Raw genomic sequence first — 21,437 nt, forward strand, 5'->3', positions numbered from 1 at the left:
GAGCGGAAATTCGTAGCAGGCTACGAATTTCTATGCACGTGCGCCGGAGGCGCTCACAATCCACGCGTACTCGAAAGCCGCTTCTTTCCATTTCTCGTACCGTCCGCTGACACCGCCGTGTCCGGCGCTCATTTCGGTCTTGAGCAGCAGGTCCGAGTCCCCCGTCTTGGTTGCGCGCAGCGCCGCAACCCATTTGGCGGGTTCGACGTAGAGGACGCGGGTATCGTTGATGGACGTGATCGCCAGGATCGACGGGTAGTCCTTCGCCTCGACGTTCTCGTACGGGCTGTACGACTTCATGTAGTCGTACACCTCCTTGTCCGCCAACGGGTTTCCCCATTCGTCCCATTCGATGACCGTCAGCGGCAGTGACGGGTCGAGGATGGAGGTGAGCGGATCCACGAACGGAACGTTGGCGAGGATGCCGTTGAACAACTCGGGTGCCAAGTTGGCCACCGCACCCATCAGCAGTCCGCCTGCGCTGCCGCCGTCGGCGACCAGATGCTTCGGTGAGGTTCGGCCGGTATCGATGAGATGCTGTGCGGCAGCGATGAAGTCGGTGAACGTGTTCTTCTTCTTCAGCGTCTTGCCGTTGTCGTACCAGTGCCGACCCATCTCACCACCGCCGCGCACGTGCGCGACGACGAAGACGATGCCGCGGTCGAGCAACGACAACCGAGCGACGGAGAACGACGGGTCCATCGACGCCTCGTACGATCCGTAGCCGTAGAGCAGCGTCGGCACAGGCCCTTCGGTGACGTCCTTTCGCGCGATGACCGACAGCGGAATCTGCGTGCCATCGGGCGCAGTGGCCCACTCACGATGCTGCACATAGTCCGCGGCGTCGAACTTCCCCAGAACCGGCTGCGACTTGCGGAGCAGCAGTTCGCCACTGGCGATGTCGAGGTCGTAGACCTGCCCGGGAGTGATGAACGAGGTGTAGACCATCCGCAGCAGCGGCTGATCCCACTCGGGGTTCGAGCCGGCTCCGACCGAATACAGCTCCTCGTCGAACTCGAGCTCGCGGTATTCGCCGTATCCCTCGTCGGTCAGCGGCCAGATCGCCATGCGGGTCAATGCTTCTCGCCGGTAGGTGAAGATCAGATGTCCGGCGAAGGCGTCGATGTCCTCGACTCGGACGTCGTCGCGATGCGGCACCAGGATGCGCTGATCCAAAGGATCGCTCACCGGAGCCTCCGCGAGCAGGAAGTTCTCGGCCTTCTCCCCCTCGGTGCCCCAGCCGTTCACCGAGCCGTTGTGGGTGATGAGGAAGCGATCCTCACCGGCTACCACGGCGTGTTCGATGCTGTACTCGATGCCGTCCGTACGCGGCAGTACGACGCGGAACTCGCCCTCGGGATCGGTGGATTCCAGCACGAGGCACTCGGAGGTGATCTTCGAGCCGACCCAGATCATCAGGTACTTCTCGCTACGGGTGGAACCGAAACCGACCCAGTAGCTTTCGTCGGGCTCGTGAAAGACCTTCACGTCCCCCGACTTGCCGAGCGTGTGCCGCCAAACGGTGTCGGGACGCCAGGATTCGTCGACCGTCAGGTAGAACACGTGCGTGGCGTCAGCGGTCCAGGTGGCACCCGGCGCGACGTTCTCGATGGTGTCGGCGAGCAGCTCGCCGGTCTCGAGGTTCTTGAAGCGCAGTGTGTACCGCTCGTCGCCTTCGGTGTCGGTCGAGTACGCCAGCAGCGTGCCGTCGAGGCTGATCGAGAACGCACCGAGGGAGAAGAAGTCGTGACCCTCCGCCTCGAGATTGGCGTCGAGCAGGATCTGCTCACCGGGGACGTCCACGTCGGACGACAACGTGGGCGGGGTCCAATCGTCGGGAGAGTCGACGGGGCAACGGCATTGGAGACCGTACGACTTGCCCTCGACGGTGCGCGAGTAGTACCACCATTGGCCCATGCGCGTCGGCACGGACAGGTCGGTCTCCTGGGTTCGCGACTTGATCTCGTCGAAAATCTTGCCACGCAACGACTCCAGGCCGGCCGTCTGCTGCTCGGTGTATGCGTTCTCGGCTTCGAGGTAGGCAATCACCTCGGGATCTTCCTTGGCTCGCAACCACTCGTAGTTGTCGATGAAGGTGTCGCCGTGATGGGTGCGCTCGTGCGGCACCTTCTTGGCAACGGGTGGGGTGATCGTCATGGCGTGACCCAATCGTCGAAGTTCAGGCCCGAGATGCGCTCGTAGGCCTCGATGTAGCGGCTGCGGGTTGCGGCGACGATGTCGTCCGGCAACGGTGGTGGCGGGGTGTCGGAGCTGCGGTCCCAACCGGATTCGCCCGTCAACCAGTCGCGGACGAACTGCTTGTCGAAGCTGGGCTGGACGCGACCTTCCTGGTACGAATCGGCAGGCCAGTAACGCGAGGAATCGGGCGTGAGTACCTCGTCGGCCAGGACGAGGTTGCCGTCGGCGTCGGTACCGAACTCGAACTTGGTGTCCGCGAGAATGATTCCGCGTTCCAGAGCGAAGTTGGCTGCGCGCGAATAGATCTCGATGGTGTCTTCACGCAATTTGAACGCGAGCTCGGCTCCGACCAGGTCGACGACCTGGTCGAACGTGATGTTCTCGTCGTGGTCGCCGATCTCGGCCTTGGACGCGGGGGTGAAGATCGCTTGGTCGAGTTTGCTGGATTCGATCAACCCCGGCCGAAGCTCTACGCCGCACACCGAGCCGGTCGCGTTGTAATCCGTCAGCCCGGAGCCGGTGAGGTAGCCGCGCGCCACGCACTCGACCGGCACCATGCTCAGCTTCTTCACCACCAGTGCACGGCCGAGCAGTTCGGCGGGAATGCGTTCGTCGAGCGGATCGCCGGCCAGGTGGTTGACACCGCCGAGCTCCTCGAAGAAGAACACGCTCATGGCCGTCAACACACGTCCCTTGTCCGGAATCGGGGTGTCGAGGATGTGGTCGTATGCCGAGATTCGGTCGCTCGCGACGAGCAGCAGATGCGCGTCGTCGATGGTGTACAGATCGCGGACCTTGCCGCCGGCCAGATGCTCGTAGCTACTCAGTGATGGTCGCACGGTGTTCAACACTATCTGGGCCGGTGGCGGTGGGGGCGTCTGCAGGGATCAGACTGGTAGCTGTGGCAACGAACAACACGACCTCGGATGTCGGATTCCGCTCCGAACGCGGACCGATCCTGGTCGCGCTGATGCTCAGCACCTCTCTGGTCGCCCTCGATGCGACCATCATCGCCACGGCGGTGCTGTCCATCGTCGACGATCTGGGCGGCTTCACCCAGTTTCCGTGGCTGTTCTCCATCTATCTCCTGGCGCAGGCCGTATCGGTGCCGCTGTACGGCAAACTGGCCGACCTGTTCGGTCGCAAGAAGATCATGCTGTTCGGCATCGCGGTGTTTCTGCTCGGCTCGATCCTGTGCGGACTTGCCTGGAGCATGCCCGCCCTGATCGCGTTCCGGGCGATCCAGGGTCTCGGGGCGGGCGCCGTGCAGCCCATGGGCATCACCATCGCCGGCGATATCTACACCCTGGCCGAGCGCGCCAAGGTGCAGGGCTACCTGGCCAGCGTCTGGGCCATGTCCTCGGTGCTCGGGCCTGCGCTCGGCGGGATCTTCTCCGAATACTTGTCGTGGCGCTGGATCTTCTTCATCAACATTCCGTTGTGTGCGCTGGCGGCGGGGATGCTGTGGCGCAAGTTCGACGAGGGAGCCGTGGAACGCACCAAGCCCAAGATCGACTACCTCGGTGCCGGGCTGCTGACGGTGGGCGCAGCGATGGTGCTGCTCGGGCTGCTCGAAGGTGGACAGTCCTGGGCGTGGAACTCCCCCGTCAGCATCGCCATCTTCGCCGCCGGACTCTCGTTGCTCGCCGCTTTCGCGGTGGTTCAGACCAGAGTCGAGGAGCCGATCCTGCCGCTGTGGGTGTTCACGCGTCGGGTCCTGGTGGTCAGCAGCTTCATCTCGCTGCTCGTCGGTGCATTGATCCTCGGCTTGACCTCGTACGTGCCAACCTTCGTACAAGGCGTTCTGGGTACCGGCGCGATCGTCGCCGGCTTCTCGCTGTCCACCCTGACCCTCGGCTGGCCGATCGCCGCATCCCAATCCGGACGGGTGTATCTGCGCTTCGGCTTCCGCACCACGGCGCTCGTCGGTGCCTCCATCGCGGTCGTCGGAGCGGCATTCGCCACCGGCCTCGGTGCCGATTCACAGGTGTGGCAGGTGGGCGCGGTGTGCTTCGTGATCGGCCTCGGCATGGGCCTGATCGCCAGCCCTACCCTCATTGCCGCCCAGTCGAGCGTCGAATGGTCCGAGCGCGGCGTCGCCACCTCGACCAACATGTTCGCCCGGTCCATCGGCAGCGCAGTCGGGGTCGCGATCTTCGGTGCCATCGTCAACTCGCGCGTCTCCGGCGATCCGAGCCCCGAACAACTGTCCGACGCCATCCATCCGGTCTTTCTGGGTGTCCTGGCGGCGGCAGCGGTGATGGCCGTCGCGGCACTGTTCATGCCCAACCGGGCAGCGGAACCGACCCGATAGTTCTCAACTCACCTGACGCGGAAACCAGTGCACCGGCGATGTCACGGAGACGTCCACGGCGGTGCCGGGAGCGAATCGATCGGAGGTCCGGGCAATCGCCCGGAGCAGAAGCCCGGTGTCCCTGTGCCGCAGGGTGACCGAGGATTCCGGGCCGGTGAAGAACTCGTGTTCGACGAAAAATGCGCCCTCCTTGCGCTCCGAGACCGACAGCTGTTCGGGCCGGAGCAGCGCCTGCCCGTTTCCTGTCGCTCGGGTGGTGGATTCCAGACGCCCCAGAATGGTGTCGACGTGGCCGCCCTCGGCTGCAGCGTCGACGAAGTAGGCATCGCCGACGAAGCGCGCGACGGCGGGTGTGGCGGGTCGCTCGTACACCTCACGCGGTGTGTCGATCTGGGCGCAGCGACCACCCAGCAGCACGGCAACCCGATCTGCAGTTCCGAGCGCCTCCGCCCGATCGTGGGTGACCAGGATCGACGCGGTCTTGCTGGACTGCAACAACTCTCGTACGTCCTGCCTGATCGAGGTTCGCAGCCCCGCGTCGAGGGCGGCGAACGGCTCGTCCATCAACACCACCGACGGAGCCGGAGCGAGCGCACGCGCCAACGCGATGCGCTGCTGTTGGCCTCCCGAGAGCTCGCTGGGTTTGACCCCACCGGCGTCCGGCAGTCCGACGAGTTCGAGCATCTCGTCGACGCGGTGCGTGCGCTCTGCGCGACCGGACAGGTAGGGCCGCAGAAACCCTGCACGCAAACCGAATTCGATGTTCCTTCGTACCGACAGGTGTGGAAACAGCCCACCCTCCTGCGGCATCAGGCCTATCCCCCGCTTTTCCGGTGGCACCTGAATCTGCCCCGCCACCGAGATGTCCCGCCCATCAGCGGTGATCCGGCCTGCGTCGATGCGGTGCAGTCCCGCAATGGATCGCAACAGAGTCGTCTTGCCGCACCCGGACGGACCGAGGACGGCAAGCATCTCGCCGTCGCCGAGGTCGAGATCGATCCCGTGCAGCACAGCCGTACTGCCGTACGAGGCAACCAGACCGGAGATCACCATGCTCATGGCAGTGCTACTCGCTTCCGCGTCGTGCGCCCCAGCGCTCGTGTCAGTACGACCGTCGGGACCACCGAGATCAGGATCAGGGCCAGGGCGTAGGGAGCCGCCTCGCCGTATCGGAACGCCTCGGTGGTGGACCACAGCGTAGTCGCGAGAGTGTCGACTCCCCGAGGGCGCAACATCAACGTCGCAGGGAGCTCCTTGGCGACGGTCAGGAAAACCAGAGCGGCCCCGGCGGCGATGCCGGGTGCCGCGATCGGAATCGTCACCCGAAGGTCGGTGCGGAGCCGGCCCGCGCCCAACGTCCGTGAGACATCCTCGAGGACAACGGGAGTGGCGTCGACGACAGCTCTGGTGCTGCCGACGGCCAACGGCAGGAACAGCACCACGTATGCCAGTACCAGCAGAACCGCCGTCTGGTAGAACGACGGCAGGAACCGGATTCCGAGAAAGACCGTGGCGAGCCCGACGGTGATACCCGGTAGCCCGTGCGCGATGTAGGTGGACAGCTCGGCACCGCGAGCGGCCCTCGACGTGGATCGGGCCGCGAACAGCGCGACCGGCAACGCGAGCACGGCCACCACCACTGCGGCGGTCGCGGAGTACTGGACGGTCTTGGCCGTGACGGCCAGCACGTCCACCCAGTCGAAGGTGAACCGCAACGATCGACTCAGCCATCGCGCCAAGGCCAGTATCGGCACCACTACCGAGAGTGTCAGTGCCGCAACGACAACGGCGAGAGCCGGGATACGCCAGCGGCCGAGCACGACCGGCTCGGCCGTCCGGTCGGTTCCCGATCCCACCCTCGCCGTGGCACCGCGTCGGGCACGCCGTTCGAGGAGGGTCAGCACCAACGCACCCACCACGAGGACCAGCCCGAGAACAGCGGCTGCGGTGCGATCGAGTCCCCCGCGGTACGCACTGTAGATACCGAGCGTGAAGGCGTCGTATCGCATCAGAGCCACCGCCCCGAAGTCACTGATGGTGTAGAGCGCGACCAGCAGAGCGCCCGCCGCCGCGGCCGGCACCACGCGACGGCACTCGACGGTCAGCGCCGTGCGCACGGCACCTCGACCGAGGGTTCGCGAGACCTCGGCCAACGATGGGTCGGCGGTGGCGAACGCCGCGGATACCGGCAGCATCACCAGCGGAAAGCACGACAACGTGAGCACCAGTGCGGCACCGGAAAAGCCTGCCAACGAGGGGAATTCGGCGATCCACAGGTACCCGGACACGTAGGACGGGATGGCGAGTGGAGCGGCGAGGACCATCGCGAAGAAGCGTCGCCCCGGTAGATCGGTACGGACGGTCAACCAGGCCAGCAGCGTCCCGACCACGACGGACGCGACGAGCACGGTGAGAGTCAGTGTTGCCGTACGGATCGCGAGGTCGAGTGTGCGTTGCCGAAGGAGCAGTCGCAGCACCTTCTCGGTTCCGCCGTCGAACGCTCGAACGAACAGGTACACCAAGGGTGTCAGCGTCAGCGCTCCCACGCACAACGCGGTCGTCCCGAGAACGGGACGACCGCCGAAGTGGCGCCGCCGAAGCGGCTGGAGTGCAGACGTGGGCACCGCCTAGATGATTCCGACGTCGGTGAGCAGGGTCTGGGTCTCCTCGAGGGACGACAGCTGGCCCAGATCGAGATCGGTCGAGCCCAGCTCGGACAGCGGCGGCAGGTCGTAATCCGAGGTGACTCCGTCGATGACGGGGTATTCGGCGGTCTCGTTCGCGAAGTAGGTCTGCGATTCGGTGGAGAGCAGCTCGCGCACGAAGTCGAATGCCGCTTCCTGGTTGTCCGAATCAGCCAGCACACCGGCACCTGCGACGTTGATCAGCGCGCCGGGATCGCCGGGCTCGAAGTAATGCAGCTCGACCGGGGCGTCGTCGCCGTTCTCTTCCTTGAAGGGGTACCAGTAGTAGTGGTTGAGCAGGCCGGTGGCGACCTGTCCGTCGTTGACTGCGGTCAGCAGCGGGTTGTTGCCCTCGAACGCGACGGGCTCGTTGGCGACGAATCCTTCGAGCCAGGTGCGGGCACCGTCCTCACCGCGCTGCACGCGCAGGGCGGTGACGAAGGCCTGGAACGACGCGTTGGTGGGTGCGTAGCCGATCTGTCCGCGCCAGCGCGGGTCGAGCAGTCCGTCGATACCGGTGGGCAGGTCTGCTGCCTGCACCGAATCGGAGTTGTAGGCCAGCACGCGGGCCCGCGCGGAGGTGGCGACCCAGGTGCCGTCGGCACCGCGGTACTGCTCTGGGACGAGCGAGAGGATGTCCTCGGGCAGCGGTGCGAGGGCACCGGCCTCGTCGAGGGCACCGAGTGCGCCTGCATCCTGACCGTAGAAGACGTCCGCCGGGGTGGCGTCGCCCTCTTCGAGGATCTTCGCGGCCTGGGCGTTGGTGTTGCCCGAGTAGTCGACCTCGATACCGCCACCGATGCGCTCGATCAGTGGGTCGACGAGCTCCTCACCGCGGCCGGAGTACACCACGAGTGCGGACTCGGCGGAGGCGGACTCGGAGGTGGACGTGCCTTCGTCGGACGAGCCTTCCGAGCTGCATGCGACGAGACCGAGGGCGAGGGTTGCGCTGAACGAGAGCAGCGCCAGACGGCGAACGGTGAACACGGTTCTCCTGACGGAAACGGGTCATTCGGACAATTCGATGAAAGTACACCACAAAGGTGAGGCTCAGCTACTTTCCCTCCGGGATTGAACGACCGGCCGCCCGGGCATCCGCGCCCCATGTCTTCTCGTGTGCTCGTCACCGGTGCCAGCATCGCCGGACCCACTCTCGCCTTCTGGCTCGACCGAGCCGGCTACGAGGTCATCGTGCTCGAACGCGCTCCGCAACTGCGACTCGGCGGTCAGAACATCGACGTGCGCGGCTCCGGCCGCGAGGTGCTGCGGCGCATGGGCCTGGACGAGACCCTGCTCGCGAACGGCACTACCGAGAAAGGCACCCGATTCGTCGACGACGCAAACGCCACCATCGCGGCCTTCCCGGCCGGCGATGGCTCCCACGACGGCCCGACGGCGGAGTTGGAGATTCTGCGCGGGGAGTTCGCGCGGATTCTGGTCGAATCCGCCGGACCCCGAACCGAGTATCGCTACGGCGATCGCGTGATCGGCGTGGCCCAGGATGCCGACGGCGTCGATGTGACGTTCGCGTCGGGGCCGTCCGAGCGATTCGATCTGGTTCTCTTCGCCGACGGAATCCGTTCCAGCAGCAGGGAACTGGCGTTCGCCGGGGAGGCCGAGACCACACCCGTCGGCCTGTACACCGCCTACGGCGTACTGCCGAAGGGACCGAGCGACGACGGCTGGTGGCGCTGGTACAACGCCCCCGGATCCCGAGTGGCCAATCTACGACCGGACAACCTTGGCACGACGCGATTCAGCCTGTCCTGGGTGTCGAACGCCGGCGGCTACGAGGGCGCGTCCACCGAGCAGGTCGTCGCCGCGCTGCGGACGCAGTTCGCCGATGTCGGTTGGGAGGTGCCCCGGATCCTGGACTCCCTCGGTCCGGACTCGGAACTGTACGTCGACTACCTGGCGCAGGTGAAGGCCCCGCGTTGGTCGAACGGGAGAATCGGCATGCTCGGCGACGCCGCCTGGTGCGCAACGCCGTTGAGCGGAATGGGGACCACGTTGTCGGTCACCGGTGCGTACGTGCTCGCCGGTGAACTCGCACGGGCGACCGATCATCGCGCCGGGTTCGAGGCCTTCGAGGCGCGTATGCGTCCGTTCGTCGATCAGGCGCAGAAACTCCCGCCCGGCGTGCCGCGCGTCGCGCATCCGAAGACCTCGGTGGGAGTCGCCGCATTTCGCACCGTCCTGCGCCTGGCCGGATCGAAGCCTGTGCAGGCCGTGACCAGCAAGTTCCTCGGCCCCGACGCGGCGACACTGGAGTTGCCGAACTACGTATTCCAGAGCTAGAGCCCCACCCGCTCGAGCAGCGCATCGAATGCCTCGCTGGCTTCCTGCTCGGTGCGGCCGGATTCGATGACGCCGTTGTACACCGCCAGCGCCTCTTCCTGGTACTGCTTGTATTTCTCGAGCCACTTCTCGGAATCGGCCCGCCAATATCCGATGATGTCGAAATACGCGATCTCGTAACCCAATTCCTTGCGGAAGTGCTTGCGCACCCGACGCGAGGACGACGCCTCGCCGGCGAACCACACGTACCCACGCCCCTCGGGCACGGGGTAGGCCAGCGCCGCGTCATCGAGAACGCTTGCGCTGTCGCCGTTTCCGGATCCGATGCGCCAGTCGAAGGTGACGTCGGCCTGGGTCTCGAAGGACTGGATGTCACCGCGTTCGAGAACCTCGACGATCGCATGCGCCCGCATCCCGGCAGGCAACTGTTCGACGAGCCGTCCGAGTGCGGGCAACCCGGTCATGTCCGCGACCAGCAACAGCCATTCGACGTCGGCGGGCGGTGAGTACCAGGACCGAGGACGGGTGAACAGCACCGTCTGCCCCGGCGCGGCCTGCTGCGCCCAGGTGGCCGCGACCCCGCCCTCGTGAGCGAAGAAGTCGATGGTCAGCTCACCGCGCGCCTCGTCGAGGCGACGAATGGTGTAGTTGCGGCCCTCCGGTGCGTCGTCCAGACCGTGGAACCACCACACGCCGTCGACCTCGGTCATCGGCGGCGGCGTCATCTCCCCCGCCCGAGGAAAATAGACGCCGACACATTCGTCGGGCACCCCGAGCGTACGGTAGCCCGCGACATGCTCGCCGCCGAACGTCACGCGCACCATGTGCACGGTGAGCTGTTCCACTGCAACGACATCGGCGTAGTAGTAACCCCGCGGTTGTTCACTCATCTTCGTCCTCGATACATATCTCGACGTCACTCTTGCGAGACCTTCGAGCTGACTCGGCGGCCGTTCTCCACCAATTCTAAACTAAGCCTTGCCTAGCCTGTGACCGCCCCACCTTGGGAATCACCAACGGAGTGTGTGATTCCGGATCGTCGATGATGCGGCACGGCAACCCGAAGACGGCCTCGACCAGCTCGGCGGTGACGACGTCGGTGGGCGCGCCTTCGGTGACCACCGCTCCGTCCTTCATCGCGATGATGTGGTCGGCGTACCGGCAGGCGTGGTTGAGATCGTGCAGTACCGCGACGAGAGTGCGACCGTTCTCCTGGTTCAGACCGGCCAACAGGTCGAGCAGTTCGACCTGGTGCGCGATGTCGAGGAAGGTCGTCGGTTCGTCCAACAGCAACAGCGGCGTCTGCTGCGCGAGAACCATTGCCACCCACACGCGTTGCTGCTGTCCGCCGGACAGTTCGTCCACCGGACGAGCGGACAGTGCTGTCACTCCGGTGGCGTCCATTGCCTCGATCACTGCAGCCTCGTCCACCGCCGACCACTGCCTGATCAGCTTCTGATGCGGATAACGCCCCCGCGCAACGAGATCGGCCACGGAGATACCGTCGGGTGCGATGGAGGTCTGCGGAAGCAGGCCGAGGCGTCGGGCAACTTCTTTCGCCGGATACGACGAGATCGCCTTCCCGTCCAGCAGAACGGTTCCGTGCGAGGGCTTCAACAGCCGCGAGAGCGCCCGCAGCAGAGTCGATTTGCCGCAGGCATTCGGTCCGACGATGACGGTGAACTTGCCGTCGGGAATCTCGACGGTCAGGTTCTCGCTGATGACACTCTTGTCGTAGCCGACCGTGATGTCGTCGGTGTGCAATCGAGGCTTCGTCACTGCTTCCTGCCTTCCCGCGCCAACAACCACACGAAGTATGCGCCGCCGACCGATACGGTCACCACGCCCACCGGCAGCTGAGTGGGAGCGAAGACTCGCTGCGCAACCACGTCGCTCACGACCAACAGCAGCGCTCCCATGCACGCGGCGGGCACCATCGCCACTCCCGAGGTGCCGGTGAGGCGGCGCGCCAACTGCGGTGCAGCGAGCGCGATGAACGAGATGGGCCCCGCCGCCGCGGTGACCAACGCGATGAGTGCAACTCCCAGGAACACCAGCATCAACCGGGTCGGCTCGGGACGCACACCGAGCGCCCTCGCCGCGTCGTCCCCCATCTCCAACATCGGCAGCCGACGCGAGAGCAGCGCCAAGCCCGACGCGATGACGATCGACACTGCCAGTACGGGTCCCACCTGCGACCACCCCAACCCGTTGAGCGTGCCCGCACCCCACACGGCGGCTGCGATCGCGTCGTCCAGGTCGGCTCTGATCACGAGCCAGGTGTTGACGGAGGCAAGTACCGCACTGACGGCGATCCCGACGATGATCAACCGAAAGCCCTGTACCCCTCGTCGGTATGCGAGCAGATACACCACCGCGGCCGTGGCGAGGCCACCGACGAGTGCGCCCGCTCCGGTCCGGTAGTAGCCACCACCGAGGGCGAGGATCACAACGAGCGCGCCGGTGTAGGAACCGGTGGCGAATCCGATGATGTCCGGGCTGCCCAGAGGATTTCGCGTCAGAGATTGGAATATCGCACCCGATACACCGAGGGCGGCTCCGAACAGGAAGGCCAGTACCACTCGGGGAAACCGCCACTCCATCACCACGATCTCGGTCAGGCGTGGCGCGTCGCCGAACACCGCGGTGAGCACCTCGTTCGGCGGAATGTAGAAGTCGCCGGTCCCGACCGCGAGAACGGAGACCACCACCGTCACGAGAAGCAAGGCCGCGCAGACGCCGACCGCCCGGATATCGATACGGCCGTCCACTCGATCCCGCACTCGAACGACCCACAGCTTTCGGCCGAAATCGATGCCGCCGCCGTGTTGTTCACGGGTCACAGTCCGCTCGCCTTCTTCCGGCGAACCAGCACGATGAGCACCGGTGCGCCGACGAACGCGGTGACGATGCCGACCTGCAGCTCCCCCGGCCTGATCACGATACGTCCGACCACGTCCGAGAGCAGGAGCAAGCCCGGTGCTGCGAACACCGTGTAGATCAGGATCCAGCGCTGGTCCGGGCCGACGAACCAGCGCACCATGTGTGGAATCATCAGTCCGACGAATCCGATGGGACCGGCTGCCGCCGTCGCAGCGCCGGCGAGCAGAGTCACTGCGACGACACCGATGATTCTGGTACGAATCACGTTCGCCCCCAACGACTGCGCCAGGTCGTCGCCGAGCGCGACCGCGTTGAGTGGACGAGCGATCAGGGCGGCCAGGAAGACGCCGACCGCGATGAACGGGGCGATCTCGAACGCGACGTCCACGCCCCGACCGGCCAACGACCCCGCACCCCAGAACCGCATCCTGTCGAAGGCATCCGGATCGAGCAGCAGCATGCCCGAGGTGATACCGCCGAGGACCGCACCGAGCGCAATTCCGGACAGCGTCAAGCGAATCGGAGTCGCTCCCGCTCGCCCCAGCGACCCCAGCGCGTACACCGCCACCGTGGCAAGCACGGCTCCGGCGAACGCGAACCAGATGTAGGACCGAATGCCGGTGACACCCAACACACCGACGGCAATCGCGACGAGGAAAGCCGCCCCGGCGTTGACACCGAGGATTCCCGGGTCGGCCAGTGGATTTCGCGTCATCGCCTGAATCAGTGCACCGGCCACTCCGAGGGCGATCCCGACCAGCAACCCGAGAACGGTACGGGGAAGCCGCAGTTCGCGGACTATCACGGATTCGGTGGATCCGTCGGTGAAGAACAGCCCGCGCCACACCTGACCGATCGGGATGTACTCGGTCCCCACCGAGATGCTCACCAGGCACAACGCTGCCAAGACAGCGACGACGAAGAACAATCCTGCGGCCCGCCGCGCATCGGTACGAGCCAGGCCACCGACTTCAGCCGGAACGTCTCGCTGTTCCGGCTCGTCGCCCACGCTCGTCCTCACCCGATTCACACCACCGATCGCACCCTCGCGCTCACAGCGGACTTCACGATCTCACCGCTGCGAACAGCGATGTTGGACAACAAGGACGAGGTCAGACCGTGCGTGTGCTCGGTGCCGCCTTGGAGGTAGATCGAACCCGCACTCGGTTCACGCGTCACGAGTCGGTAGTCACGCGTCACGCGAGGACCGCGAGAGTCGTATTCGACGGCGTCGAACAGTGGACCGAGGATCTCGGGTAGATCGAGGGACGTGAAGCCGGTGGCATAGACGACAGCGTCGCACAGTACGTCCTCGGCCAGCCCCGTCGGGCCGTGCTCTACGGAGACACGCACGCCCGACGGCTCCTCGGTGGCTCCGACCAACCGGGATGCTCCGTGCACGAACAACCGGCGCTGCCCGCTGACCCGCTCGGCGTACTCGCGCGCGTACAACTCCTCGATCAGAGGCAGGTCGACGGCGGAATAGTTGGTGCCGCGGTGATACTGCAGCAACTGCTCGCGCAGCGTGTGCGACGACGAATAGAAGTCGTCGACGGCCGTCGGATCGAAGATGCGATTGGCGTACGGGCTGTCGTCGGCCGGGCTGTACCCGTACTTGCGCAGCACCGCGTGCACCGAGGCATCGCTGTACGTCGAGTGCAGGTAGTCCACCACCTCGGCTGCGCTCTGCCCGGCACCGACAACGACGAACGTGCGATGCGTCCGCGACGGCAACCGATCGAGATGGCCGAGAAGATCGTGATTGTGGAACTGCCGGTCCGACGCAGTGACCCCGTCGGGCAGGGTGGCGGTCAGTCCACCGGCGAGCACGATGTTGCGCGCCCGGACGGTCCCGGTTCGCCGGCCCTCGGTACGGACGCCGTACCCGTCGCCGGTGTCGACGACGTCCACCGCTCGGGTCCCGTAGTGGACGGTCGCGTCGACCTTTCCGGCGGCCCAGGCCAGGTAATCGTGGAACTCGAGCCGACTCGGGAAGAACGTTTGCAGGTTGATGAAGTGATGGAGCCGATCCTGCTCAGACAGATACGCCAGAAAGGTGTACTCACTGCCGGCATTGCGCTGCGTCGCCAGGTCCTTGAGGAACGAGATCTGCATCGAGGTGCCCGGCAACAACATGCCGGGGTGCCAGGCGAACTCGTCCTTCGACTCGATGAAACACGAGGTCAGACGCTCGGCCGGCGCGCATGTTCGATTGTGTTCCTCGATCGCGATGGCCAGACCGAGATTGGAAGGACCGAATCCGACGCCGACGATGTCGTACTGGTCGTCGACGTGGTCGTTGTGCGAGGTCATCGAACGATCGCCCCCGAGATTCGATCGGTGGAGTGCAGATCGGCATGAACGAGGCCTACACGGTGGATCGCTCCACCGAGCTGGGTGCGGTGCATGAGGCGTCTCCTTCTACTTGCGGACGAGATTCGGGGTGACGCCGGCGAGGGTCCGTCGATGGCCGTCTCGGCAGTGCCCAGCGTCCTGGCTCGATGTCATGAGCAACGCTACTTGCCTACCGTAGGCTAACCTAACATTCTCTCGGCTACAACGGCTCCGTCGTTCGCCGAGTGCGCCCGGAAACGTCCGTGGCCCTCGATCTCCCTCGGTTCCACCGTCCATCATCGAACGCGAAAGTGAGCGCATGTCTTCGACAAGAATCCGCACCATGGGGCGATACAGATCCGGCCCCCGCGCCCTCACCGGAGGTATCGCGGTGCTCGTGCTTCTCGCCACTGCAGCGTGCAGCAGCGGTACCACCGACACCGAGGTCGTCGACCTGAACGCGAACCCAGCCGCGTGCGGCGAGAACGACCGCGTCGATGCAGTCGACCGAGCATCGGGACCGTTCACGTATACCGACGGTCGTGGACGCACGATCTCGCTCGATACTCAGCCGAAGAGAATCATCGCCGACGAGGAATCGGCAGCAGCGCTGATGTCGTACGGCATCAGACCCATCGCCATCTGGTCGACGACTCCGATGTCCACCAGCCCGATTCTGAACTGCTCCGATCTCACGGGCATCGAATCGGTCGGCGAGAGCTGGGGGACATTCGATGTCGAGAAGGCCGCCGGCCTCGAACCGGATCTCGTCATCGGCGAGTACAACCCTCGATTCGGCCAGTTCGGCAAGCTGACCACCACCGCCGACTCGTCCAAGGCCGACACGATCGATCAGCTCGCCCCCACTCTGGGTGTCACCTTGGACACGACCTCGACGGCGAAGACCATCGAGAACTACGCCGGACTCGCATCCTCGCTCGGCGTCGACCTCGACACGCCACAACTGGCCGACATCAAGGCCGAATTCGACGCCGCGGTGGCGAAATTCGAGAAGGTTGCCTCGGAGCGTCAGGACCTCACCGGCGTCGGCGTCTGGCCCCTCGACGTCGCGTACGTCCTCGATCCGTCGGCAGACCCGGACTTCAGCGACTACCAACGGTGGGGCCTGAAGATGTACACCCCCGACGGCACCGATGACGGGTACTGGAAGAAGGTGTCGTGGGAGAACGTGTCGACCGTCGACGCCGACGTCGCGTTCGTTTATCACGACGTCGCCAACGCCGCCGACGTGAAGCTCGCCGACATCCCGAGTCGTTACCCGGCCTTCGACACGATCGCCGCCGTCGACGAGCAGCAGATGGTGTTGTGGGACTACGGCGCCAACAAGAGCTACAGCCGCTACACCAAGACCATCGACGTCTATGCCGACGCGCTGTCCAAGGCGAAGAAGGTCACGACCGAGTGAGAGCGGCTGCGATCTCTGTGGCCTGCCGGTCCAGTTCGGATCGCTGCGGCGACGACGGCCGAGCCCGCAGCCCGAAGCCGTCGCCGATCATCCGGGGGATCACGTGCAGGTGCACGTGGAAGATTTCCTGACCGGCCACCGTGCCGTCGGCGAGAAAGAAGTTGACTCCGGCGACACGCGGATTGCTCGCTCGCACAGCGGCGGCCACTTTCTGTCCCACCACGAACAGGTGCGCCCCGATCTCCGGTGGCAGCTCCTCGAGAGTCCGGAACTGCTGCCTGGGCACGACCAGCACATGTCCGCTGGTGAGCGGCCTGATGTCCATGAACGCAACCGCTGTCTCGTCCTCGTGGACGCGAGAAGCCTCGGCCGTCCCGGCAATGATCTCGGCGAAAATCGTGTAGGGGTTCACAACCACCGAGCGTAGGCGCTCGGTGCTCTGAGGCTGCAGAGCCCGAAGCCGGAGACTACTGTTTGTCGATGGGTATCGGCGGGGTTCTTTTCGACATCGACGGCGTTCTGGTGACGTCGTGGCAAGCGGTGCCAGGGGCAGCGGACACTCTGAAGTACTTGGACAGCAAGGACATTGCGCGCGCATTTCTGACCAATACGACGTCGAAGACGCGTGAGCAGATCGCGACCGCACTGCGCGATGTGGGTCTGGACGTCCATTCCGACGAGATCGTCACGGCCGCGTCGCTCACCGCAGATCATCTTCGCGAGAACTATCCGGATTCACGGGTGGTGCTGATCAACAACGGTGAGATCGCAAGGGACATGCCGGGAATCGACTTCGTCGACGAGACGTCCGAGGATCCCGACGTCGTGGTGGTCGGCGGTGCCGGGCCGGAGTTCACGCACGAGCGGCTCAGCCGCGTCTACGACTGGCTGTGCCGCGGCATACCCGTCGTTGCAATGCACAGGTCGTTGATGTGGAGCACCGGTGGCGGGTTGCGCATCGACACCGGCATGTACCTCGCCGGGATGGAGCAAGCGTCCGGGCACGCTGCGAAAGCGATCGGCAAGCCCGCTCCCCTGGGCTTCCGGACGGCATCCGATCGGATGGGCGTCGACCCGGACGACGTCGTGATGGTCGGTGACGATCTCGACAACGACGTCCTCGCCGCCCAGGTCGTCGGCATGACGGGAGTACTCGTTCGCACCGGGAAATTCCGTCAGGACGTCCTCGATCGACGCATCACCGACGAGTTCGCGATGGAACCCGATCACGTGATCGACTCGGTCGCCGACCTGCCCGACGTCCTCGCCTGACTAGAGAATGGGCGACGGGCTGTACGACGCTCCGGCCGGGAATTTCGCGATCAGCCGCTCCACTGCCGAGACGACAGCACCGACCTGAGCGTCGGCCGCACCGATGAAGGCCGTCTTGTCGGCCAGCGCCGCATCGAGCGCGGCCCGATCGAGTGGCAGGCGATCGTCGGCGGCCAAGCGGTCGAGCAGGTCCGGGTCGAGTCCCTGCTCACGCATCGCCAATGCGACGGCAACGGCGTGCTCCTTGATCGCCTCGTGTGCGGTTTCGCGTCCGACGCCCGCGCGCACGGCGGCCATCAGCACCTTGGTCGTCGCGAGGAACGGCAGGTAGCGGTCGAGTTCCTTCGCGATGACCGCCGGATACGCCCCGAATTCGTCGAGCACGGTCAGGAAGGTCTCGATGAGACCGTCGATGGCGAAGAAGGCGTCGGGCAGCGCGACGCGGCGAACAACGGAACAGAAGACGTCGCCCTCGTTCCACTGCGCTCCGGCGAGCTCGGCGGCCATCGATCCGTAGCCGCGCAGCACCACCTGCAGGCCGTTGACGCGCTCACACGACCGGGTGTTCATCTTGTGCGGCATCGCCGACGAGCCGACCTGGCCCGGCTGGAAGCCTTCGGTGACGAGTTCGTGGCCGGCCATCAGTCGGACAGTGTGTGCGAACGACGACGGGCCGGCACCGACCTGGACCAGCGCGGACACCACCTCGTGGTCGAGCGAGCGCGGGTAGACCTGGCCGACGCTGGTGAGCGTGTGGCGGAAGCCGAGGTGGTCGGCAACGATCCGCTCGAGAGCGACCAGCTTGGCGGAGTCACCGCCGAACAGGTCGAGCATGTCCTGCGAGGTGCCCATCGGCCCCTTGATTCCGCGCAGCGGGTAGCGCGCGATCAGTTCCTGCACCCTCGACAGCGCCAACAGCAGCTCGTCCGCGGCAGACGCGAATCGCTTGCCCAGCGTGGTGGCCTGGGCAGCGACGTTGTGACTGCGCCCGGCCATCACCAGCGAGGAGTACTCGGCCGCGCGCTCGGCGAGCCGCTTCGCGACGGCAACGCCGTGCCCGTGGACGTGTTCGAGCGACCTCAGAATCTGCAGCTGCTCGACGTTCTCGGTGAGGTCGCGGCTGGTGAGTCCCTTGTGGATGTGCTCGTGCCCGGCCAGGGCGTTGAACTCCTCGATGCGCGCCTTGACGTCGTGCCGGGTGACCCGCTCACGCTCGGCGATCGACGCGAGATCCACCCGATCGACGACGGCTTCGTAGTCGGAGATGGCGGCGTTGGGGACGTCGACTCCGAGGGAGGACTGCGCGCGCAGCACGGCGATCCACAACTGACGTTCCAGGACGATCTTGTGCTCCGGAGACCACAGCTCCACCAGTTCGGGACTCGCGTAGCGGGTGGCCAGGACATTCGGGATGCTCACGAGCGACCAGCTTACGTGGCGTAGTTGTCGGTCTCGGAAGACGACTGCACTGTTCCCTCCTGCCGGCCGCTGGAATATCCGCAGCGCGCTCCGATGTTGGAGCCGTCGTGAGCCCAACAGTGAAGGTCGACATCTGGTCCGACATCGCGTGCCCGTGGTGCTTCGTCGGCAAGCGCCGTTTCGAGGCAGGCGCTGCGGAGTTCACCGCCGGGGGCGGAACGCTCAAGGTGGAGTTCCACTCGTTCGAGCTCGCGCCCGACACACCGGTCGACTTCGACGGCAGCGAGGTCGACTTTCTCGTCTCTCACAAAGGCATGCCGGCCGCCCAGGTCACGCAGATGTTGGCGCAGATGACCGAGCTGGCCGCAGCCGAGGGGCTCGCGTACGACTTCGACGCCCTGCAGCACACCAACACCGTCAAGGCGCACGAGCTCCTGCACTTCGCCAAGTCGAAGGGCAAGCAGGTCGAGATGAAGGAACGGCTCCTGGCGGCTTACTTCGAGGAGGGCCGCCACGTCGGCCGCACCGATGACCTCGCCGACCTGGCCGCGGAGATCGGCCTCGACCGTGACGAGGTGGTCGAGGCGCTGAAGTCCGAGGAGTTCCTGCCGGCAGTGCGCGCGGACAAGGAGCAGGCCATCGCCTACGGGATCAGTGGTGTGCCGTTCTTCGTGATCGACGGACGGTTCGGTGTGTCGGGCGCGCAGAACCCGTCGGTGTTCGCCGACGTCCTGCACAAAGCCGCTTCCGACTCATGAGCGGTCCTTTGGAGATCGTCGGCGACGACGGCCCCGTCTGCGAGGACGGCGTGTGCGAGGTGCCACCGATCCACGACGCAGACTCCGGCTCGAAAGCAGTCAATCGGCCGGCACCTGTTCCGCCGGAGCCACGACGTCGATGACCGCGAGCAGCATGCTCCGGGCCATGTGACGCGGGTCGGGGTCCACTTCGCTGAGCGCTCCGACGACGGCTCCGTCGACCACTGCCACGAGTCGTCGTAGCTGCTCTTCCTGCACGGTTCGGCCCGATCTGCGCAGCACGTCGGTGAGCAGGTCGTCGATCTGGGCGCGCAGCCGCAGCTGCACCTCTCGCAGTTCGGGATGCCGCGCCGAGGCGATGAAGCGTTCGTATCGCGCGATCAGCTGCTCGTGGCCGTCCAGTGGCCCGATGAGAAGGTCGACGATGAGATCGACCGTCGACTCCATTTCGTTCGAGCACTTGCCCTCGTCGTCGATGCGACCGCGCATGACGTCGATCTCGCGCGTCCCGACGACCTCGACCGCCGCGGCTACCAGGTCTCCGAGGGACTCGAAATAGTAGGTGGTCGATGCCAGCGGCAACCCGGCTCGTGCGGCCACCGATCGGTGCCGCACCGCGTCGAATCCGCCCTCGACGAGCAGGTCCGCAGCGGCCGACGCCAATGCCTGGCGGCGGCGCACCCCCTTCGGAGTCGCACCCGACACCTTGTGTTGCGACTCGGTCGGACCTGCGGACATTCAAGTCATCGTGCCAGCTCGAGGCCGTTCGTCGGACTGCTTTCGCGCTATGGAATTGTCAGTGGTCGTGGCACATCGAACGATCGACCTTCGCTCCGACACCATCACCCGACCCGATTCGGTCATGCGAAAAGCCATGGCCGACGCCGAAGTGGGCGACGACGTCCTCGATCACGATCCGACGATGGCGGCGCTGGAAGAAGCCGTGGCAGGTCTGCTCGGATTCGAGTCGGCCCTGTGGGTGCCGTCGGGGTCGATGGGCAACATCATCGCGCTGATGCTGCATCTGCAGCGCGGCGATCGCTTCCTGGCACCCGAGCACGCGCACGTGCTGGGGTCCGAGCTCGGTACCGCAGCATGGCTCGCAGGCGGTATGCCCGACGCCCTCCCCCACGACGCCGGGCCCGGCCGTCCCCTCGCGTCGACGGTCCGCGCGAAAGCCGGTGGTGCCGGGCCGTACTTCGCGTTGCGGACGACGCTGCTCTCGCTCGAGAACACGCACAACTTCGCCGGCGGTGCTGTGTTCGGGCCGGACGAGTGGGCGGGACTCGTTGCGGCCGGACGTGATTGCGGGTTGAAAGTCCACCTGGACGGCGCGCGACTGTGGAATGCCGCTGTCGCCCTCGATGTTCCGATCGCGTCGCTCACTGCAGGCGCCGACACCGTGCAGGTGTGCCTGAGCAAGGGTCTCGGCGCACCCGTCGGCTCGATGCTGGTCTCGGATTCCGCGCGTATCCACGAGGCTCGCCGCGTGCGAAAGATGTTGGGCGGCGGCGTTCGTCAGGGTGGCGTTCTGGCTGCCGCAGGGCTCGTCGCATTGGACCGAATCGGTGATCTGGCCGAGGATCATGCCAACGCGTCCACCCTTGCTTCCGGGCTGCGCGAGCGGGGCTGGGACGTGCCGACCCCCGAAACCAACATCGTGCTGGCCACTGTCGAAGACCCAGCGCAGACGGTGAGCGAACTGGCCGAGCTGGGCATCGCCGCGGTGACCGTTGCGGGCAAGGTGCGCTTCGTGACCCACCGCGACGTCGATGCCGCAGATATTTCCGAGGTGCTGGAGCGGCTGCGCCGCATGTGAACGAAACTTCGTAGCCTGCTACGAGGAAACG

At 65.6% G+C, this 21,437-nt stretch carries 19 protein-coding genes; 6 read left to right on the forward strand and 13 right to left on the reverse strand.

Features of this window, described 5'->3' with window-relative positions:
- Positions 1–30 precede the first annotated feature (30 nt).
- Together AABD04_RS19035 and AABD04_RS19040 are read right to left on the reverse strand one after the other, a co-directional pair.
- On the reverse strand, positions 31–2,157 hold the full coding sequence (locus AABD04_RS19035; RefSeq protein WP_341442112.1) for a S9 family peptidase: 2,127 nt from the start codon (positions 2,155–2,157) through the stop codon (positions 31–33).
- On the reverse strand, positions 2,154–3,038 hold the full coding sequence (locus tag AABD04_RS19040; protein ID WP_243608795.1) for a phosphoribosylaminoimidazolesuccinocarboxamide synthase: 885 nt from the start codon (positions 3,036–3,038) through the stop codon (positions 2,154–2,156). Before AABD04_RS19040 ends, AABD04_RS19035 begins: the two co-directional genes overlap by 4 nt.
- Positions 3,039–3,100: 62 nt before the next feature.
- On the opposite strand from AABD04_RS19040, the gene AABD04_RS19045 reads away from it, so the two are divergent.
- Positions 3,101–4,513 carry an MDR family MFS transporter gene (locus AABD04_RS19045; RefSeq protein ID WP_341442113.1) on the forward strand — a complete coding sequence of 471 codons (1,413 nt, stop codon included), beginning with the start codon at positions 3,101–3,103 and terminating at the stop codon, positions 4,511–4,513.
- Between the two features lie 3 nt (positions 4,514–4,516).
- Here the strand turns inward: AABD04_RS19045 and AABD04_RS19050 are convergent, their stop codons facing one another.
- From AABD04_RS19050 to AABD04_RS19060, 3 genes are read right to left on the reverse strand one after another with little or no spacing between them, the layout of a single operon-like run.
- On the reverse strand, positions 4,517–5,572 hold the full coding sequence (locus AABD04_RS19050) for an ABC transporter ATP-binding protein (protein WP_341442114.1): 1,056 nt from the start codon (positions 5,570–5,572) through the stop codon (positions 4,517–4,519).
- Positions 5,569–7,137, reverse strand: a complete 1,569-nt coding sequence (locus AABD04_RS19055; RefSeq protein ID WP_243593868.1) for an ABC transporter permease — start codon at positions 7,135–7,137, stop codon at positions 5,569–5,571. Before AABD04_RS19055 ends, AABD04_RS19050 begins: the two co-directional genes overlap by 4 nt.
- Positions 7,138–7,140: 3 nt before the next feature.
- Positions 7,141–8,184, reverse strand: a complete 1,044-nt coding sequence (locus tag AABD04_RS19060; RefSeq protein WP_341442115.1) for an iron ABC transporter substrate-binding protein — start codon at positions 8,182–8,184, stop codon at positions 7,141–7,143.
- A gap of 117 nt (positions 8,185–8,301) precedes the next feature.
- Here AABD04_RS19060 and AABD04_RS19065 point away from each other — a divergent pair, with 117 nt between their 5' ends.
- Complete coding sequence (locus AABD04_RS19065) at positions 8,302–9,495, forward strand: FAD-dependent monooxygenase (protein WP_341442116.1); 1,194 nt, start codon at positions 8,302–8,304, stop codon at positions 9,493–9,495.
- Here AABD04_RS19065 and AABD04_RS19070 read toward each other — a convergent pair.
- From AABD04_RS19070 to AABD04_RS19090, 5 genes are all read right to left on the reverse strand, one after another.
- On the reverse strand, positions 9,492–10,385 hold the full coding sequence (locus AABD04_RS19070; protein WP_341442117.1) for a siderophore-interacting protein: 894 nt from the start codon (positions 10,383–10,385) through the stop codon (positions 9,492–9,494). The genes AABD04_RS19065 and AABD04_RS19070 overlap by 4 nt on opposite strands.
- Before the next feature lie 76 nt (positions 10,386–10,461).
- Positions 10,462–11,274 carry an ABC transporter ATP-binding protein gene (locus AABD04_RS19075; protein ID WP_341442118.1) on the reverse strand — a complete coding sequence of 271 codons (813 nt, stop codon included), beginning with the start codon at positions 11,272–11,274 and terminating at the stop codon, positions 10,462–10,464.
- Positions 11,271–12,338, reverse strand: coding sequence for a FecCD family ABC transporter permease (locus AABD04_RS19080; RefSeq protein ID WP_341442119.1), 1,068 nt, complete (start codon positions 12,336–12,338; stop codon positions 11,271–11,273). The genes AABD04_RS19075 and AABD04_RS19080 overlap by 4 nt, the downstream gene beginning before the upstream one ends.
- On the reverse strand, positions 12,335–13,399 hold the full coding sequence (locus AABD04_RS19085) for an iron chelate uptake ABC transporter family permease subunit (protein WP_243593874.1): 1,065 nt from the start codon (positions 13,397–13,399) through the stop codon (positions 12,335–12,337). The genes AABD04_RS19080 and AABD04_RS19085 overlap by 4 nt, the downstream gene beginning before the upstream one ends.
- Positions 13,400–13,404: 5 nt before the next feature.
- Positions 13,405–14,691 carry a lysine N(6)-hydroxylase/L-ornithine N(5)-oxygenase family protein gene (locus AABD04_RS19090; RefSeq protein ID WP_341442120.1) on the reverse strand — a complete coding sequence of 429 codons (1,287 nt, stop codon included), beginning with the start codon at positions 14,689–14,691 and terminating at the stop codon, positions 13,405–13,407.
- 364 nt (positions 14,692–15,055) lie between these two features.
- Between AABD04_RS19090 and AABD04_RS19095 the strand changes: the two genes are divergently transcribed.
- A complete protein-coding gene (locus AABD04_RS19095; protein ID WP_341442121.1) occupies positions 15,056–16,138 on the forward strand; it encodes an ABC transporter substrate-binding protein in 1,083 nt (360 codons plus the stop codon).
- On the opposite strand, the gene AABD04_RS19100 is transcribed toward AABD04_RS19095, so the two are convergent.
- Positions 16,125–16,550: an HIT family protein gene (locus AABD04_RS19100; protein ID WP_243593877.1), complete on the reverse strand. Its 426-nt coding sequence runs from the start codon at positions 16,548–16,550 to the stop codon at positions 16,125–16,127. The two genes, AABD04_RS19095 and AABD04_RS19100, sit on opposite strands and share 14 nt — an antisense overlap.
- A gap of 68 nt (positions 16,551–16,618) precedes the next feature.
- Here AABD04_RS19100 and AABD04_RS19105 point away from each other — a divergent pair, with 68 nt between their 5' ends.
- On the forward strand, positions 16,619–17,410 hold the full coding sequence (locus tag AABD04_RS19105) for an HAD-IIA family hydrolase (RefSeq protein ID WP_243593878.1): 792 nt from the start codon (positions 16,619–16,621) through the stop codon (positions 17,408–17,410).
- On the opposite strand, the gene purB is transcribed toward AABD04_RS19105, so the two are convergent.
- Positions 17,411–18,829, reverse strand: coding sequence for an adenylosuccinate lyase (gene purB, locus AABD04_RS19110; protein WP_341442122.1), 1,419 nt, complete (start codon positions 18,827–18,829; stop codon positions 17,411–17,413).
- A 107-nt stretch (positions 18,830–18,936) separates the two neighbouring features.
- On the opposite strand from purB, the gene AABD04_RS19115 reads away from it, so the two are divergent.
- Positions 18,937–19,587 (forward strand): DsbA family oxidoreductase, encoded by a 651-nt coding sequence (locus tag AABD04_RS19115; RefSeq protein WP_341442123.1) that lies wholly within the window; start codon positions 18,937–18,939, stop codon positions 19,585–19,587.
- A 99-nt stretch (positions 19,588–19,686) separates the two neighbouring features.
- On the opposite strand, the gene AABD04_RS19120 is transcribed toward AABD04_RS19115, so the two are convergent.
- Complete coding sequence (locus tag AABD04_RS19120; protein WP_341442124.1) at positions 19,687–20,325, reverse strand: TetR/AcrR family transcriptional regulator; 639 nt, start codon at positions 20,323–20,325, stop codon at positions 19,687–19,689.
- 67 nt (positions 20,326–20,392) lie between these two features.
- Between AABD04_RS19120 and AABD04_RS19125 the strand changes: the two genes are divergently transcribed.
- Complete coding sequence (locus AABD04_RS19125) at positions 20,393–21,406, forward strand: threonine aldolase family protein (protein WP_243593882.1); 1,014 nt, start codon at positions 20,393–20,395, stop codon at positions 21,404–21,406.
- The last annotated feature ends 31 nt before the right edge of the window (positions 21,407–21,437 follow it).

Origin of the sequence: Rhodococcoides navarretei (assembly GCF_038069675.1) — a bacterium.
In the GTDB taxonomy this organism is placed as follows: Bacteria; Actinomycetota; Actinomycetes; order Mycobacteriales; family Mycobacteriaceae; genus Rhodococcoides; species Rhodococcoides navarretei.